This window comes from Anaerocolumna sp. AGMB13025 (assembly GCF_029689925.1).
GTDB lineage: Bacteria > Bacillota > Clostridia > Lachnospirales > Lachnospiraceae > Anaerocolumna.
Genome location: NZ_CP121445.1, coordinates 4359154 through 4375806, shown reverse-complemented (window position 1 = coordinate 4375806; position 16653 = coordinate 4359154). Strand labels below are relative to the sequence as shown.

Annotated in this window: 18 protein-coding genes; 17 read left to right on the top strand and 1 reads right to left on the bottom strand. The window is 37.9% G+C overall.

Annotation, left to right across the window (positions count from 1 at the left end; translation table 11 throughout):
- Window positions 1–307 precede the first annotated feature (307 nt).
- The 13 genes from QA584_RS18270 to QA584_RS18210 all read left to right on the top strand — a co-directional run bounded on the left by QA584_RS18270 (window position 308) and on the right by QA584_RS18210 (window position 12314).
- Window positions 308–1303 carry a leucine-rich repeat protein gene (locus tag QA584_RS18270; protein ID WP_278270527.1) on the top strand — a complete coding sequence of 332 codons (996 nt, stop codon included), beginning with the start codon at window positions 308–310 and terminating at the stop codon, window positions 1301–1303.
- Between the two features lie 28 nt (window positions 1304–1331).
- Window positions 1332–2684: a vWA domain-containing protein gene (locus tag QA584_RS18265; RefSeq protein ID WP_278270526.1), complete on the top strand. Its 1353-nt coding sequence runs from the start codon at window positions 1332–1334 to the stop codon at window positions 2682–2684.
- A gap of 60 nt (window positions 2685–2744) precedes the next feature.
- Complete coding sequence (locus QA584_RS18260; protein ID WP_278270525.1) at window positions 2745–4253, top strand: ATP-binding protein; 1509 nt, start codon at window positions 2745–2747, stop codon at window positions 4251–4253.
- A gap of 33 nt (window positions 4254–4286) precedes the next feature.
- Window positions 4287–5030 (top strand): YwqG family protein, encoded by a 744-nt coding sequence (locus QA584_RS18255; RefSeq protein ID WP_278270524.1) that lies wholly within the window; start codon window positions 4287–4289, stop codon window positions 5028–5030.
- 112 nt (window positions 5031–5142) lie between these two features.
- A complete protein-coding gene (locus QA584_RS18250) occupies window positions 5143–5472 on the top strand; it encodes an MGMT family protein (protein WP_278270523.1) in 330 nt (109 codons plus the stop codon).
- Window positions 5473–5615: 143 nt separating this feature from the next.
- Entirely contained in the window at window positions 5616–6377 is a 762-nt protein-coding gene (locus QA584_RS18245; RefSeq protein WP_278270522.1) for a nucleoside phosphorylase, read from the top strand.
- Window positions 6370–6972, top strand: coding sequence for an ECF transporter S component (locus QA584_RS18240; protein WP_278270521.1), 603 nt, complete (start codon window positions 6370–6372; stop codon window positions 6970–6972). Before QA584_RS18245 ends, QA584_RS18240 begins: the two co-directional genes overlap by 8 nt.
- Window positions 6973–7098: 126 nt before the next feature.
- The gene (locus QA584_RS18235) at window positions 7099–7875 is read left to right on the top strand and encodes an energy-coupling factor transporter transmembrane component T family protein (RefSeq protein WP_278270520.1); all 777 of its coding nucleotides are present in this window, start codon (window positions 7099–7101) and stop codon (window positions 7873–7875) included.
- The gene (locus QA584_RS18230) at window positions 7863–8711 is read left to right on the top strand and encodes an energy-coupling factor ABC transporter ATP-binding protein (protein ID WP_278270519.1); all 849 of its coding nucleotides are present in this window, start codon (window positions 7863–7865) and stop codon (window positions 8709–8711) included. Before QA584_RS18235 ends, QA584_RS18230 begins: the two co-directional genes overlap by 13 nt.
- Before the next feature lie 3 nt (window positions 8712–8714).
- Window positions 8715–9518 (top strand): energy-coupling factor ABC transporter ATP-binding protein, encoded by an 804-nt coding sequence (locus QA584_RS18225; RefSeq protein ID WP_278270518.1) that lies wholly within the window; start codon window positions 8715–8717, stop codon window positions 9516–9518.
- Window positions 9519–9593: 75 nt separating this feature from the next.
- Window positions 9594–10364, top strand: coding sequence for an N-acetylmuramoyl-L-alanine amidase (locus QA584_RS18220; protein WP_278270517.1), 771 nt, complete (start codon window positions 9594–9596; stop codon window positions 10362–10364).
- 330 nt (window positions 10365–10694) lie between these two features.
- Entirely contained in the window at window positions 10695–11741 is a 1047-nt protein-coding gene (locus QA584_RS18215; protein ID WP_278270516.1) for an FAD:protein FMN transferase, read from the top strand.
- A gap of 309 nt (window positions 11742–12050) precedes the next feature.
- Window positions 12051–12314 (top strand): CD3324 family protein, encoded by a 264-nt coding sequence (locus QA584_RS18210; protein ID WP_278270515.1) that lies wholly within the window; start codon window positions 12051–12053, stop codon window positions 12312–12314.
- A 125-nt stretch (window positions 12315–12439) separates the two neighbouring features.
- Here the strand turns inward: QA584_RS18210 and QA584_RS18205 are convergent, their stop codons facing one another.
- Window positions 12440–12652, bottom strand: coding sequence for a hypothetical protein (locus QA584_RS18205; protein WP_278270514.1), 213 nt, complete (start codon window positions 12650–12652; stop codon window positions 12440–12442).
- A gap of 348 nt (window positions 12653–13000) precedes the next feature.
- Here QA584_RS18205 and QA584_RS18200 point away from each other — a divergent pair, with 348 nt between their 5' ends.
- The 4 genes from QA584_RS18200 (at window position 13001) to QA584_RS18185 (ending at window position 16372) form a co-directional block, all read left to right on the top strand.
- On the top strand, window positions 13001–13519 hold the full coding sequence (locus tag QA584_RS18200) for a GNAT family N-acetyltransferase (RefSeq protein ID WP_278270513.1): 519 nt from the start codon (window positions 13001–13003) through the stop codon (window positions 13517–13519).
- Between the two features lie 197 nt (window positions 13520–13716).
- A complete protein-coding gene (locus QA584_RS18195; protein WP_278270512.1) occupies window positions 13717–14892 on the top strand; it encodes a serine hydrolase domain-containing protein in 1176 nt (391 codons plus the stop codon).
- A 172-nt stretch (window positions 14893–15064) separates the two neighbouring features.
- Complete coding sequence (locus tag QA584_RS18190; RefSeq protein ID WP_278270511.1) at window positions 15065–15622, top strand: GNAT family N-acetyltransferase; 558 nt, start codon at window positions 15065–15067, stop codon at window positions 15620–15622.
- A gap of 120 nt (window positions 15623–15742) precedes the next feature.
- Window positions 15743–16372 (top strand): hypothetical protein, encoded by a 630-nt coding sequence (locus tag QA584_RS18185; RefSeq protein WP_278270510.1) that lies wholly within the window; start codon window positions 15743–15745, stop codon window positions 16370–16372.
- Window positions 16373–16653 lie beyond the last annotated feature (281 nt).

Below are 16653 nucleotides of genomic sequence, written 5' to 3'. Positions count from 1 at the left end.
TTAACCTTGAAAAATCCTTTCTTTAAGCAATCTTTATTTTGACCAATCCTTCTTTTCTTTTATTTTATGTCTATATATCTATAACTCTCAAGATATTTACTTTCTGCAATATAACCATATAATCATAATAAGAAATCTTTTTAACGGAGAATAAAAATTATTTGATAAAAAACCATCCTTTCTATATAATAAATGAAAGAATAATAAATAAAAATAAGTACAAAGAAATAAGCAAAAAAGTGAAAAGAAATAAGTACAAAAAGTACATAGAAATATATTTTCTTGTCCGTATGAAAGGAACATTAATTTGGAGAAGGAAACTACCAACCTTGAATTACATATACAATATATCTTAAAAGAAGATGAAATCACTATAATTTCCTGTAAGGGCTATGGAACGGAGGTATTTTTACCTGGGTGGATTAACGGGTATCCGGTTAGAAGAATCGGGGCATATGCTTTCTCAGATCCTGTAAGAAGTTTAAGTAAATATTCCGATAATACAGAAGTATTACAAGAGGTGATACCCGGTATAAAAGTCCCCGGAGGTAAGCCAGGGTTTCTATATGGTCAAAGATTACAGGAGATATCGTTGCCTAAAGACCTTAGGGTCATAGATGAATATGCTTTTTATAATTGTAAGGAACTTACAACAGTGAATTTGGCTGTCAGTAGAATTCAAATTGAAAACGGCGCATTTATGAACTGCGATAAACTGTATTATATTAATATTGATGCAGCACCTGAGGATCTAACCAGTGCAAGAAATATCTTAATCGAACTGATTAGTGAATTATGCATTACTTTTTCCCCTGAGGGAGAAAAGGTCGTTTTCCTTTTCCCGGAGTACTATGAGTATTCCGTTGAGAATACGCCGGCCCGTATCCTTCAGGAGGAACTGTACGGGGCCGGTTATCGTTATCGGTTGTGCTTTAATCAGGGAAGAATGGATGTGATGGGATACGATACCCTGTTTCAAACTGCGGAAATCCAAAGAATTCCGGAGACGGCTCTCCGCATTGCTTTTTTAAGACTGCTATATCCGTATAAATTAGAGGAAGCTGCAAAGAAACAGTATTTGGATTTGATTATCCGGCAGATGGAACAGGCTTTAAAACTTATGATTTCACAGAATAATATAATAGGTCTTAACTTATTGACAAACCTTGGAATCATGACAGAGAAAAACTTTGTAGACGCCCAGGAAATGGCGGTCCGAACAGGGCATAAGGAATGCGCCGGGATCGTATTAAAAGCGCGGCTTCACTATTTTCCTCCAAAGGAAAAAGAATATGATTTATAAATAGATTAAGTGATAGGAAGAGATTATTATGGCAGAAGACAGAGAATTACAACTGCAGAAAATAGGACAGACGATTCTTTCCGGGGCAAGGACGGAACTATGCCTTTATATGCGGTATTTTAATCTTCCACTTAGCAGCCTGCATTATGAGAACAGGCAGGGAACAAAATTTTTAGGTACAGATGGACTGGGATTATATTATGATCCGGAAGTTTTAATAGAAGCTTTTAAAGCAGGTCCTGTTTTTGTTAACCGGATGTATCTCCATGTGGTTCTCCACTGCATATTCAGGCATCTGTTTAAGCCCCACAGAGAGAATAAAACCATATGGGATCTAGCCTGTGATATTGCGGTTGAATATATTATTGATGGAATTAAATACCGCTGTGTCAGGTATCCTGCTTCCAGATACCGTCTGGTATTTTATGAGAACCTTAAAAGTAAATTCAAAGTACCTACTGCCGAGAAAATATTCGGACTGCTACTGGACCTTGATATGACACAGGAGGAACAGGAACAGTTAGAATATGAGTTCAGAAAGGATGACCATACGCTATGGCCTCAGGAAGATCAGAAACAAAATCAGGGTATGGAATCTCCGGAACAAAAATGGAAAGAAATCAGTGAAAAGATGCAGACTGATATGGAGACATTTTCAAAGGAAGAAGCACAGGAAACTCAAACCCTCAAAGAAGAAGTAAGGATTGAAAACCGGAAGCGTTATGATTATAAGAGTTTTCTAAGAAAATTTGCAATTCTTAAGGAAGAACCGGTAGTTGATCTGGATTCTTATGATACGATTTTATATACTTATGGGTTGCAGCTCTATGGCAATATGCCCTTAATTGAACCCCAGGAAACAAAAGAAATGAAAAAAATCGAAGAAATTGTTATTGCGGTTGATACCTCCCTTTCCTGTTCCGGTGATTTGATTCGGGAATTTTTAAGGCAGACCTATACTATTTTAAAGGAAAGTGAAAGCTATTTTCGAAAAATTAACATACACCTCATTCAATGCGATGATGAGGTGCGTTTGGATCAGGTCATTACCAGTCAGGAAGAATTAAAAGAATATATGGAGCATTTTGAAATAGTCGGCAATGGAGGGACAGATTTCAGACCTGTTTTTGATTATGTAAATCAGTTGATAAAACAGAAAGTCTTAAAGAATTTAAGGGGGCTGATCTATTTTACCGACGGACAGGGAGAATTCCCTAAGGCGAAACCACCCTATGATACCGCTTTTGCCTTTTTACGGGATAATTACGAGGAGGTCGGGGTTCCGCCCTGGGCTATGAAGCTACTTATTGAGTCGGAGGCTTTAAGACAGAAAACAGAACGTGATTTCAATCTATTCCCTCTTAAGGAGGATTCATTCTGAATCCATCAACCAGAACCACAAATTTAAATGGAAAGAGTGATCGAAAGGACAAGAACCGTTATGAATATTAAACGAGCAAAAGAAGAGATCGTTAACACCGTGAAAGCTTACCTTGCCAGGGATGGATTTGGTAATTACCGGATACCCTATTTAAGACAACGTCCGATTCTGTTGATTGGACCGCCCGGTATTGGTAAAACCCAGATTATGGAACAGGTGACGGCAGAATGTAAGGTAGCCCTGGTATCTTATACGATTACCCACCATACCAGGCAAAGTGCGGTTGGACTTCCCTTTATTAAAAATAAAGAATATGAAGGGAAGGAATACCCGGTAACAGAATATACCATGAGCGAAATCATTGCCTCCGTATATGAAAAAATGGAACATACCGGTATAAAAGAAGGCATCTTATTTATTGATGAAATCAACTGCGTTTCGGAGACCTTAGCACCTACCATGCTTCAGTTTCTACAGTATAAATCCTTTGGTAACAGAAGAATTCCAGAAGGCTGGGTCATAATAACTGCCGGGAATCCGCCGGAATATAATCGTTCTGTAAGGGAATTTGATACGGTAACTCTTGACAGGGTAAGAAAAATAACCTTGGAACCGGATTACAATGCCTGGAAAGAGTATGCTTATAAACAAGGAATCCATGGTGCAATCATATCCTATCTGGATATCAGAAAAGAGAATTTTTACCGGGTGGAAACTACACCGGATGGCATATTTTTCGCAACCGCCAGAGGCTGGGAGGATTTATCAGAGATGCTGTTAACCTGTGAGGAACTAAAGCTTTCTGTTACCGAAGACCTGGTAATTCAATATCTCCAGTATAATACCATAGCCAGGGATTTTGCTAATTATTATGAACTATTTAATAAGTATAAAGAAATTTATTCCATTGAGGAAATCTTAAAGGGGAATATCACAGGAGAAGCTATCTATAAAATCGGCAGAGCTCCCTTTGATGAGAAATTAAATGTAATCGGACTGCTGCTTGGACGGTTAAACGGTATATTTAAAGATGTTTTCCTTATGGATTTATATATAGACAGATTATTTGCCTGTCTGAAAGAATTTAAGCAGCAGATTATAGATAAGGGTTCAAAGTCTCCCATAGAGCTGCTTTTGGACCTGCAAAAAAACGAAGAAGAAAAGTATTTAAGTAAACAGGAAAGTGGACAGGCAGACAAAACCGAAACTACGGTATCTGCGGCTGTCAGTAATAGTCTTAACGGCTACCTAGTCAAGTTAAAGGAGAATGAGGCAACTGATGCTTTGAAAGCCTTTGAACTGGTAAAACAGTCATTTGACCAGGAAGGCGTAAAACGTAAGGAGCAGATAGAAGCTGCGAGAGCAGCTCTTAACTATGTATTTGAATTTATGGAGACTGCCTTCGGGGAGAGCCAGGAGATGGTAGTGTTTGTTACAGAACTTACCGTTAATTTTTATAGTTCAAAATTTATCGGTGAATATGGCAGCGAGATGTATATGAAATATAACCGAAGTCTGCTGTTTGAAGAAAGGCATAAGGAGATTATTCATGAAATAGATAAGTTATAAAAACTAAAAAGGGACTAAAGAGGGAGTAAAAATATGTTAAAACATGAGGTGTCTGAATTATTTAAAGAACATGAAACGTTAATTAAACCAACAATCCGTAAATGCAATGAAATTACGTTTAGGGCCGAGAAAGCAAAGCCCTGGGAAAGTAAATTAGGAGGCTGCCCATACCTTGAGGGCATCAGTGACTATCCTGCCGACAAGGAAGGGAGACCCATGATGTTCCTGGCGCAGATTAATTGTTCCGAATTAGTGGGATTGAATCACATGCCAGTAAGCGGGCTACTGCAATTCTTTATTCGGGATGATGAGTTATATGGATTGAATGCCCCTTGTGTTGTCCGCTATATTGAACAATATATAACGGAGGAAGACAAACTGGTATCAGAAAATCCTTATGAAAAAGCTTATAAAGGCTACCTGCCCTTTAGCAAGGCCGGCAGAATGTACTTTGAGGCAGGAGAAATGCCCTTACCGGCTTCCTGCGAAGAATCTTTTAATAAGCTTTTTGCTGGTATCACTTTTAACGAAGCACAAGAGGACAAGTTATTTGATGAATTTGACAGCGCTGGCAGCAGGGTAGGAGGATACCCGTACTTTCTTCAATCAGAACCGCCATTTTTTGAAACCTGTAACCAGGTCTTGCTGCAGCTCGATTTGGATGATGAATGCGGCATTATGTTTGGTGATGCAGGAAATTGCAATTTCTTTATAACGGAGGAAGATTTAAAGAATAAAGATTTTTCAAATGTGGAATATGAGTGGCAGTGTGCATAATACGTGACTGTTTATACATTAAAAGTGTCTGTTATTCAGGCAGTCGTACCGTTTCCATTCGTGTAATATAAACAGACTGGGGATAGGAAAAGGTTTTGTTCGGAGGTGAATAATGAAAAAAGAAGATTCAAATTTTTTCGAAAAAGTATATGAAATCGTTGCAATTATACCGGAAGGTAAAGTCGCAACCTACGGCCAGATTTCCCTTATGTTAGGGAACCCTTATGCATCTCGTGCGGTAGGTTATGCAATGCACGGTGCTCCCCCGGAACGAAACCTTCCCTGTCACAGAGTAGTGAATAAAGAAGGTCGACTGGCACCCGGGAATATTTTCGGAGGAGAGAACATACAACGGGAAGAACTTGAAAAAGAAGGGATTACATTCTTAGAAAACGGCTGTATTGATATGGAGAAACATCTATGGAGATTTCATACGCCATAAGATTAGGAAATAAGAATAACAAGTTCTGTACAATGTGGTAAGACAGGATTATAATGTTAATAATTATTTATATATTAGAGATATAGAACAAAAATGAGGCTAATTTTCGTTATAACTGTAAACAATTCAAAGGAGGACAACCTATGAAGGAATTACAGCCCCATATTAGATTATCCAAAGAGGATAGTGCTAAATATGCTATTTTGCCGGGAGATCCAGGCAGGATTGACCATATTAAAATGTTTTTAACGGATGCAAAAGAAATAGCTTATAACAGAGAAATCAGAAGTATCAGCGGATACTATAAAGGGATAAAAGTGCTTGCAGTTTCTACTGGAATGGGAGGTGCGTCTACCGGAATTGTTGTTGAGGAACTTCATAACATTGGCGTTTCCAATATGATACGAATTGGCAGCTGCGGAGCTTTGGTGCCGAAAATGAAGCTTGGAGATTTGCTTCTTGTTAATGGTGCTGTCAGGGATGAAGGGACTTCCAAAGCCTATATTGAGAATAGTTTCCCGGCCATACCGGATACCGATTTATTGTTAAAAATAATCCAGGTGGCTAAAACCGGTAAAATTCCATATTATATCGGAATGGCTAGAAGTCATGACAGCTTTTACACAGACAGAGAGGAGGAGATAGACAGCTATTGGTCCAAGAAGGGAGTTATGGGAGCAGATATGGAAACAGCAGCCTTGTTTGTCATAGGGTCCCTAAGAGGAATCAAAACAGCGTCTATACTAAATACGGTTGTTGAGTATAAGGGAAATCTGACAGAGGATATCAACAGTTATGTTGACGGTGAACTTTCCGTAAAACAGGGAGAAAAGAATGAAATACAAGTGGCCTTGGAGGCTTTTGTATCAGAAGAGTTAAGTGAAAAGGAGAGACTGAATGAATAGTAAATTATGGTCATTGAAATTTAACACGGTAACTTTAGTATTAATACCAGCTGCCATCGGCATCAATTATTTGGGCAAATTATTTGCTGGGGTTTTAAAGCTTCCTCTATGGCTGGATTCAATCGGCACCTGTCTGGCGGCAATTCTTGCTGGACCTATTGTAGGAGCAATCTGCGGTGCTGCCAACAATATCATCTATGGATTGACCATGGATCCTATATCAACGATTTATGCCTTAACCAATATAGGTATCGGGATAGCCGTTGGTATTCTGGCTTATAAGGGTTTCATGAAAAATTTTAAAGGTGCAATTGTAACTGCAATCGTAGTAGGCTTGGTATCTGTTGTTATATCTACCCCCCTTAATGTTATTTTCTGGGGTGGTCAAACCGGTAATGTATGGGGTGATGCCTTATATGCAGGAGCAGTAGCGGGTAATATCCCGGTTTGGATTGCCTCGTTCTTAGATGAGCTGGTAGTAGATCTGCCGGATAAAATCGCAGTAATTATTATTGTATTTTTAATCTGCAAGAGCCTGCCAAAGAGCCTGTTATCCTTGTACCAAAGGAATGATGATATCGAAAGTCTTGATTAAGTAAACATAATCCAGCAAAGTCCAAGAAAGTTAATTTAAGTGATATAAATATTTGGAGAAAATCCTGATATGGATTTTCTCCATCTTAACTATATGTGCCGGTAATGCGCGGAAGGGAGCTGACAATTGAAAAGTATCAGTTTATATGAGGATAAAAAAACCTTACTGAATAAGATTGCACCGGAAAGCAAGCTCCTGTATATTGTAACAGCAATTCTTGTGCCTGCCCTGCTTCACAGCAGATGGGCAGGTATCGGTTTTATCGGAGCCAGCATAATCTTACTTGCCGTTGGAAAGGTACTTAGAAAGACGTTACCGTTACTGGGAGTCTCTGGCTTTGTACTTTTAACGGTTCTTATAATTCAGGGAATATTTAGAGCGGGCAATACCGTGCCGCTTTTTCAAGTAGGACCGGTTACTTTTTATAAAGAAGGGGTATACTTTGCCCTTGGTATTTTAACCAATGTCATTAATATACTATTGTCCTTCTGTGTATTGATTCTAACCACAAAGCCCTCGGATCTGATAGAGAATTTTATCAGAAGAGGGTTTTCTCCCCGTTTTGGTTATGTGTTCCTGTCGGTATTTCAGATTATACCCCAGATGACAGAAACCATGAGTACGATTACTGACGCACAACGAAGCAGGGGGATGGAAACAGAAGGAAACCTCTTTGTGAGAATGAAAGCTTTTATCCCCCTTATTTCCCCAGTGATTATGAGCTCCTTGATTAATACCAAGGAAAGAGCACTGGCTTTGGAAGTAAGAGGATTTAATTCAAAGCATAAGAAAACTTATTTAAATGAAGAAAGGAAAACCGGAGCAGACATATATATACAGATTGGTTTACTCCTAGGTATTCTGGCTGCCTTTGTTGGGAGGATCATGATATGGCTCAGATAGTAATCGAACATTTAAAATATAAATATCCTGGAAGTAATGCCTTAGCCCTTGATGATATATCCTTAACCATAAAATCCGGAGAATTCCTTGGAATTATCGGCAGTAATGAATCGGGAAAAAGCAGTCTGTGTCAGGCCGTGGCCGGTTTAATACCAAACTTTTATAAGGGGGCTTACGGTGGTAAGGTTTTTATCGATGATCTGGAAGTGAAGACCGTTGATGTAGACGAGTTATGCCAGAAGGTGGGCATTATCTTTCAGAACCCGTTTAATCAGGTGACTGGTTCAAAACTTACCGTATATGAAGAGATTTCCTTCGGTCTTGAAAACCTGGGAATTCCCAGAGATGAAATGAAGAAACGTATTGATGAAGCCATGGAACTTTTAGATATCAGCAGATTGAAAGACCGTTACCCTTTTGATTTATCCGGCGGACAGATGCAGAGAATGGCCATTGCCAGCATTATTGCTATGAAACCGGAGGTAATCATTTTAGATGAACCTACCTCCCAGCTGGACCCTCAGGGCAGGGAGGAGGTATTTCAGGCAGTACAAAAACTTAGCCGGCAGGGAATCACCATACTGTTAGCCGAACACAATATGGAAAAGCTTGCACAGTATAGTGACAGGGTAGTCCTTTTGGATGGGGGAAAGCTCATTGCCATCGATTCACCACAGAATATATTTTCCAGAGAGGACCTTTATGAATATGGCGTGGAACCGCCGGTATATACCCAGATCTGCAAGAAGCTGGGTATAAAAAAGGAAAGTACCGGCTGTTATCCTGTAACACTTACAGAGGCTTTCGAATTATTCGAAAAGAAAAGGGGGAACTAAGGCATGAGTATCATAGATATTAAAGACCTTCATTTCTCCTACGGTTCGGGAGAAGAAATCTTAAAAGGTATGAATCTTACCCTGGATGAACGTTCTACTGCTATAATCGGTCAGAATGGTGCCGGTAAAACTACCTTTGTTAAATTGTTAAAGGGGATATTAAAGCCAACAGCAGGTGAAATCTTATTAAATGGAAAGTCTACGAAGGATTTAACGGTAGCCACCCTTGCGAAACAGATTGGAATGGTTTTTCAGAATCCAAATGACCAGATTTTTAAGAATGTAGTATTGGATGAAGTAATGTTTGGTCCCCTTCAGATTGGTATGGATAAAGGTACCGCTAAGGATAAAGCTCTTAAAGCACTTGAGATGGTAGGACTTCTGGACCAAAAAGGAGCCAATCCCTATGATCTTGGGCTTTCCAGAAGAAAACTGGTTGCCATTGCCTCCATCCTTGCAATGGATACGGAGGTTATCATATTTGATGAGCCTACCATTGCCCAGGATTATGCGGGGAAAGAACGGATTAAGGAGATTATTCATATGCTGCGCGCCGAGGGTAAAACAGTCATCACAATTATACATGATATGAATTTTGTTGCGGAGGTATTTGAAAGAGCTATTGTTTTTGCGAAAGGGAAAGCGGTATTAGACGATACCGTCAAAGGGGTATTTTTAGAAAAGGAAGTACTTGACGGGGCTTATTTAGAACAGCCGGATGTCATGAAGCTGGGGCTTAAACTGGAGTTAGGAGAATATTTAAATGTTGAGGAATTTGTCAGGTTATACCAAAACACTGTCCGTTAACTTATAAAAACAGGAAAGAAGAGTAGGAGCAAAGTAAAAGCCAGGTAAAAGATAGGTAAAAGCTAAGGAAATAGGTTGTTTATAATAGCACTAAATTTGATGTTTGCCGAATATATTAGAAAAAACGGCACAGGCAGTCAGTTAATGAAACGGAATTATTTTAATATTATTTTCTTGGGTTTGGTTCTGATACTCTGTAACCTTTTTTCAGAAAAAGGTATTCAAATCATAAAAGGTATGTCGCAAGTGAAACCGGAACAGGTTACAATAGTGCTTGATGCAGGCCATGGTGGATTTGATCCGGGTAAGATCGGTGTCAATGAGGTCCTTGAGAAAGATATAAACTTAAGCATTACTTATAAATTGAAAGGCTTTCTGGAACAAGAAGGCATTAAAGTTATCCTGACCAGAGAGGATGATAATGGATTGTATAAGCCTGGAGACTGGGATAAAAAAAGGGTGGACATGAGTAAGAGAGTAGCTATCATTAATTCCAGTGATGCACTCTTTGCAGTGAGTATCCACCAGAATAGTTTTTCCCAGGAAAGTTCAAGAGGTGCACAGGTATTTTACCATCAGAACTCTGTACAGGGGAAAATTCTTGCGGAGACCATTCAGGAGCGGGTAAAGCAGACCATGAACGACGGCAATCACAGACTTGCGAAAGCAAACGGGAGTTATTATATGCTTCGGTATACCAGATGCCCCTTAGTTATTGTGGAATGCGGTTTTTTATCAAACTGGAGAGAAGCCGGTCTTTTAAGTGAGGATTCCTATCAGGAAAAGATAGCCCAGGCAATTCATCTTGGGATTATGGATTATATTAATAATCTTGGTATCAAATAAAAAGGTATACAAACATATTTAAGATCGGCTAAACTCAGCATGCTACTGGTGGAACTTGATGTATTTACAGCAGCGGTGCCTCTTAAAAAGGCTTGAGTAACCCCTTTTTACTTAATATTTTGTATTTACATAGCTGTCTTTAATTGATATACTAGCTTAGATAATTAGACAGAAAAGGTATAACTAGTACCATAATATATATAAAAAAATAAAATTTAATTGCAGACGATTCATTAAACAAAGAATTATCTTTGAATTTAAAGCCGATACTTATTATTTAAGTTATAAGCTAAAATAACAATATTGAAAAGATTTATCCGGAGGATAATAATGACTAAAAAATTATTTATCAGCGGAATATGTATACTACTTATGATAGCCCTATCCGCATGTTCCAATGAGAATAAAGAAGTACAAAAACACGCCTTTAAAATGGATACCATTATGAATATAAAAGCCTATGGTCCTAAAGCAGAGAAAGCCATAGACGCCGCCTTTTTAAGAATTGATGAAATTGAACAGATGGCAAGTGCGTCTATTGAAACCAGTGATGTAAGCAAAATTAACCTTGCTGCCGGTAAAGATGCTGTTAAGGTTCATCCTGAAGTTTTAGAAATGATTAAAACTGCGGTAACTTATTCCGATTTAAGCAATGGTGCCTTTGATATAACAGTGGGTCCATTAATAAAGCTTTGGGGTATCGGTACGGAAAGTGAGAGAGTTCCGTCAGATTCTGAAATCAAGGAGACCTTACCGTTGATTGGATATAAGAATATCAGTATTAACGAAACAGACAACACGATTAAGCTGTTAAAGGAAGGAATGTCCATTGATCTTGGAGGGATAGCAAAAGGCTATGCTGCGGATGAAACTGCCAAAATTCTAAAAGAATATGGTGTTAAAAGTGCAGTCATAAGCCTTGGCGGCAGTAGCGTCTATACGCTTGGAGAAAAAGCGGACAAATCCCTGTGGGCAGTGGCAGTACAACATCCAAGGAAGGCTGAGGATAATAAGTATGCCTGTGTTATAAGAATGCCAGAGCAGGCACTTTCTACTTCTGGGGATTATGAACGTTACTTTATGAAAGATGGTAAGCGGTATCATCATATTTTAGACCCCTTTACCGGTTATCCGGCAGATGCCGGGGTTATGAGTGATACCATAATAATAAGTAAGGATACACCTAATTGCAACATGCTGGCAGATATCCTTACAAAGGTAACCTTTGTATCCGGTACCCGTAAAGGCTTTCAGATTATAGACAGTTTACCCGGAGTTGAATGCCTGGCAATAACAACGGACAATAAGATATATAAATCTTCTGGCTGGAAAGACGAAGTGGAAAACATAAGTCCAGATTTTAAAGTCCAGAATTAAATGATATTAGATGCATTTTATAATTTTGTGAGTTGAACAAAGATTAGTTAGTAACAAAGATTATGCAGTAACTTATATTGAAAAGTAACTTTATACTAGACAGTAATTTAATTTTAGAATAACTTAGCTAAGAGAATAACTTAATGTTTTTATATAATAACTTACTTAAAAATTTATTACATAATCTGGATTAAATTTACTATCTGTGCTATACTGGGAATCGCAAATAAAATTTAAAGGAGGTGGCTTACATGAAAAGCTTTGTTTGTAAAAATCAAGGCAACATGATAGTTTGGGAGGGAATGCTATTTGAATTACAAGAAAGGTGCAGATGTATTGCCAGACCGCCTGTTAAAAGAGATTCAGGAATATGTGGAAGGATGTCTTGTCTATATTCCGAAAAGTACCAATAAGGCAGGCTGGGGTATTTTAAGCGGTACCCGTCAATTTATTGACAAAAGGAATAAAAACATCAAGCTATTATTTGAACAGGGAGAATCTATCCGAAATTTATCGGAGCAGTTCCATCTGGGAGAAGACACGATCCGGAAAATTGTATATAAGAAAAAATAGGTATAACTATTCTTTCCCTATTATTCTTTTATGACGTGTGAGATAATACATTTGACCGGTTAATTTATATTGAAAGGGGTTGGTTATTTTGATCAAAAATTTAGAGGTGTTTGATTTATAATACTCTAAAAAAGGCAGTGGGTACTCATGGCAATGGGAATCCATTGCCTTTGTTTATGTAATATATCAAACTTCGCAGTTATTTTTGCCCTGGTATACTTGATAAAATCAGCAAGGAAGGTGATTAAGAAAGCATTGATTATCCTATGTTTCATAAGCTTAGGATTCTGAGCCTGGAATTCACTAATGATTTTTTCAGGTAGTAAAGCAAGACCCAAAAGGCACAAACTCCTCGCTAGGCTCGTGAAACAGTGTGCATTTTGAGTCTGAACCACCTGAAAAAGTCATAAGTGAATGATCAGACTCAGAATAAAGCGCTTATGAAACATAGCATAATGATGCTTTAAATATAGCTTTAGGGCTTATTTTATCAAGTGTTTTAAGTTTATTAACTGCGAAGTTTGAGTATTATACTGAAAAATCTTCTAAGGTAAAATGACATAAGGTTGCAAGAAAATATATGAATGGAAAGGATGCCACAATATGATTTTTTTTCTGTGATACTGATACACATTTTATTTAGTGGCAGTATTGCAAGGAATCTGCGGTATACAAAGGGGACAAATATGGATTTATCTAATATACATAGTGAGCGTTTACTGTTAGTACCAGTAACACTTCAAATAACCAGGACTTTACTGGATAATAATAAATCAGAACTAGAAAAGCTTTCACTTAATTCCGATGACCAATGGCCGACGGTAGATACGTGGGATATTCTACCAATCATAAATGATACACTGAAAAGAGATAAGGAACCAAGTGGCTTTGAATTCTGGATGATAGTAAAAAAAGAAACAAGGCAGGTAATTGGTGATATTGGTTTTCATGGAAAACCCAATGAGAAAGGCGAGGTTACAGTCGGATATGGAATCATTGGAACAGAAAGGGGAAAAGGTTACGGATATGAAGCTTTGAATGCTATTATGAAGTGGCTTAAAACAAAGGATATCGTAAAAATAGTAAAAGCGGATTGTCTGATTACGAATGTACCTTCAGCCCAGATACTTAAAAAGGCCGGTATGAAAGAAACAGGCAGGGATTTAGAGAATATCTACTGGGAATATGTTAAGGAAGAAAAGTAAAGAGTTAAATCACTAAAAGATTTATCAAAGATTAAACACTATATGAAAAACACTATTTTTTATCCAAGGGGGATATCACATAGGCACATAATATGGTATAATAAGGTTAATTAAAACGGTCACTCTCATACAATTATTTTCTGGTCTGACCGTCTGATTCAAAAAAACTATGACTACGAATATAGGAGAATATTACAATGCTAGGGAAAACAGAAATCGGTCAGATTGAAAAAACCTTAAGAAACAGTATTGACAAAAAGGATATTGCCGGCGGTAATTTATTGGTAATAAAAGGCGGCGAAGAAATACTTTATAAAGAAGATGGCTATGCTGACTTAGAACATGCGCAACCGATTAAAAGAGATTCGATCTTCCGGTTATATTCCATGAGTAAACCTGTTACGGCAGCAGCCGTCATGATTTTAGTGGAACGGGGGGAGATAGACCTCTACGAACCGGTAAGCAAATATCTTCCAGGGTTTAAAAACCAATTGGTAGAAGAGGACGGCAGACTGGTGGCAGCGAAGCGCGAAATGATAATAAAAGACCTTCTGTCTATGACCTCCGGCTTGGTATACGGAGGCTGGAATAAAGCCGGACAGGATACGGAAAACTTATTCCGAGAGCTTGATAGCAGACTATTTGGTGATGCGCCGATGAGTACAGTTGAGGCTATGAATAAACTGGGGCAATGCACACTTTGCTTTCATCCGGGTGATTCCTGGCAGTATGGAACTTCCGCCGATGTGCTTGGAGCACTTGTAGAAGTGGTAAGTGGAATACGCTTTGGGGAATTTTTAAAGAAGGAGATTTTTACTCCTTTAGGTATGGAGGATACCGGATTTTTTGTACCGGTTGAGAAAAGAGAGCGCCTGGTTAAGACTTATGCAGAGGATGGCAATGGAGGTCTTAAGTTATATACCGGTAATCATCTTGGGATAATCCAGAATATGGACAGAGACCCAGCCTTTGAATCCGGCGGGGCAGGACTGGTATCTACTATAGATGATTATGCCAAATTTGCTCAAATGTTAATAAAAAGAGGTACTTTAAACGGAGTTCAGATCTTACGTCCAAGAACCGTTAACTATCTGACTACAGGAACCTTAAACGCCAATCAACAGAAAAGCTTTGATAATTGGCTCACGTTATGCGGTCATAGTTATGGGAATTTAATGCGTGTCATGACGGAAGAATCACAAGCAGGTGATTTAGGCTGTCTAGGTGAGTACGGCTGGGATGGATGGCTGGGTGCTTATTTCTGCAATTGCCCCAAGGAGGACATTACGATACTTTTTATGATGCAGAAAACCGATGCCGGAACAACTTCACTTACCAGAAAGCTTCGGAATATTATTTTAAGTTCGATTTAAATTAATTGTTGCTAAGGTCATGTTGGGATAGCACGATTGGAGATTCAGACCAATGGTAGATTATTTTTTAACACACATAAGGGCAGTAAATTTTCAGACACTAAGAATTACCAGGTAGATGCTATTAAGATACCAGGAAGAATATCTATGAACTGTGAAACCAGGAGAATACATGATAATTATATCAAAAGATTTTAATAGTGAGGGTTTTTCCTATTGTATCCGTTCAGCAAAGGAATCGGATGCAAGGGAGTTATCAGAACTTCGTGTACAGATAGACGGAGAGACAGAAAATCTGGACAGAGAAAGCGGAGAAGGGTTTATTGATGAAGCGGGTTTTGGACAATTAATTGTGGAGGATAGTAACAGCCTTAAGAATCTGTTTTTGGTAGCCGAGACTCAGGGGAAGATAGTAGGATTTTCAAGGTGTGAGGGGAGTGTCCTAAAACGCCTTTCCCATAAGGTAGAGTTTGGTATATGTATCTTGCTGGCTTACCAGGGATATGGAATCGGCAAACATCTTTTATCCGAAACGGTATCCTGGGCAGATTCCAATGACATCGAAAAAATATCTTTGCTTGTACTAGAAACCAATGAAAGAGCTATCAGACTATATCAGAAGCATGGATTTGAGATTGAAGGAATCCTAAGGAAAGATAAGCGGCTTTCTGACGGTAATTTCTATAATACCATTGTCATGGGCAGATTAAAAGAACAGACAAAGATTTAAAATTTAAAAATTTTAATAAATAGTTATAATATGACACGCTATTGTCAGTTGATTCTGTTAATATTATTATAATCCTTAAGGAAAAGGCGGGGATTAATAAAAATTAGTGAGGTATCATGCATGGTTAATGTAAAAGAATATTTAGAACTTTTTATTACACAAAGCAAATTAACTGACAAACTAAATAATCTGCAGCTCCCGGATATTTACTTAGAACAGGATAAAATTAAAGTGTTAATGATAAATGAAGTCACACCTTTAAATCCTGAGGACTTTTTTTATAGCAGCATGGACAAGCCTGATTACATGAAGACCACTTTGCCGCTATTTCATAATGCTGGAATACATGTTGACAGTATCCAGGATATTATTAACAAAGGTATCTATATAACCACCGCTGTAAAATGTCCTAAGACCGGATATTCTGTTGAACGTAACGTGATAGAAACACATGCGGTTATTTTAGAAGAAGAAATACACCTTTTCCCGAACTTAAAAGTCATTATGCTGATGGGGGATGTAGCAAAAAAAGCCTTTAACATGATAGCAAAAAAGAATATAAAAAAGAATGTAATCCCCTCAGAAGCGACCTATAAAATAAGGAAGAATCAATACTTTTACGGTGATATCAGAGTTTTTCCTTCCTATATCATGACTGGTGGAAATATTTTGATTGAAAAATCCAAAGTCAGCATGATAACAGAAGATATCAGGGAGATGGCAGATGTAACGGGAATAGCTTTGGAATAATAACTGGATTATCGTTTGAATGGTCGATCTTGCAATAGGCATGATTGTCAATATTGTATTTATCCATTAGTGACAGGATAAAGATACAAATAAGAAAAAGATACAAATAAGAAAAAGATACAAATAAGAAAAAGATACAAATTAGAAAACGATAAGAATAAGAAAAATGATACGAATAAGAAAACGATACGAGCAGGAAAACGATACGAATAGAAAAGGATATATCGGTTTTCTACTCGTATCGTTTAATTTTACTATAAATATTGCAAGCATTATCTAAC

Bases quoted from the DNA above. Each gene is read 5' to 3' on its own strand.
- QA584_RS18265 (WP_278270526.1), top strand. From the start codon at position 1,332: ATGGCAGAAGACAGAGAATTACAACTGCAGAAAATAGGACAGACGATT.
- QA584_RS18260 (WP_278270525.1), top strand. From the start codon at position 2,745: ATGAATATTAAACGAGCAAAAGAAGAGATCGTTAACACCGTGAAAGCT.
- QA584_RS18255 (WP_278270524.1), top strand. From the start codon at position 4,287: ATGTTAAAACATGAGGTGTCTGAATTATTTAAAGAACATGAAACGTTA.
- QA584_RS18250 (WP_278270523.1), top strand. From the start codon at position 5,143: ATGAAAAAAGAAGATTCAAATTTTTTCGAAAAAGTATATGAAATCGTT.
- QA584_RS18245 (WP_278270522.1), top strand. From the start codon at position 5,616: ATGAAGGAATTACAGCCCCATATTAGATTATCCAAAGAGGATAGTGCT.
- QA584_RS18240 (WP_278270521.1), top strand. From the start codon at position 6,370: ATGAATAGTAAATTATGGTCATTGAAATTTAACACGGTAACTTTAGTA.
- QA584_RS18230 (WP_278270519.1), top strand. From the start codon at position 7,863: ATGGCTCAGATAGTAATCGAACATTTAAAATATAAATATCCTGGAAGT.
- QA584_RS18225 (WP_278270518.1), top strand. From the start codon at position 8,715: ATGAGTATCATAGATATTAAAGACCTTCATTTCTCCTACGGTTCGGGA.
- QA584_RS18215 (WP_278270516.1), top strand. From the start codon at position 10,695: ATGACTAAAAAATTATTTATCAGCGGAATATGTATACTACTTATGATA.
- QA584_RS18200 (WP_278270513.1), top strand. From the start codon at position 13,001: ATGGATTTATCTAATATACATAGTGAGCGTTTACTGTTAGTACCAGTA.
- QA584_RS18195 (WP_278270512.1), top strand. From the start codon at position 13,717: ATGCTAGGGAAAACAGAAATCGGTCAGATTGAAAAAACCTTAAGAAAC.
- QA584_RS18190 (WP_278270511.1), top strand. From the start codon at position 15,065: ATGATAATTATATCAAAAGATTTTAATAGTGAGGGTTTTTCCTATTGT.
- QA584_RS18185 (WP_278270510.1), top strand. From the start codon at position 15,743: ATGGTTAATGTAAAAGAATATTTAGAACTTTTTATTACACAAAGCAAA.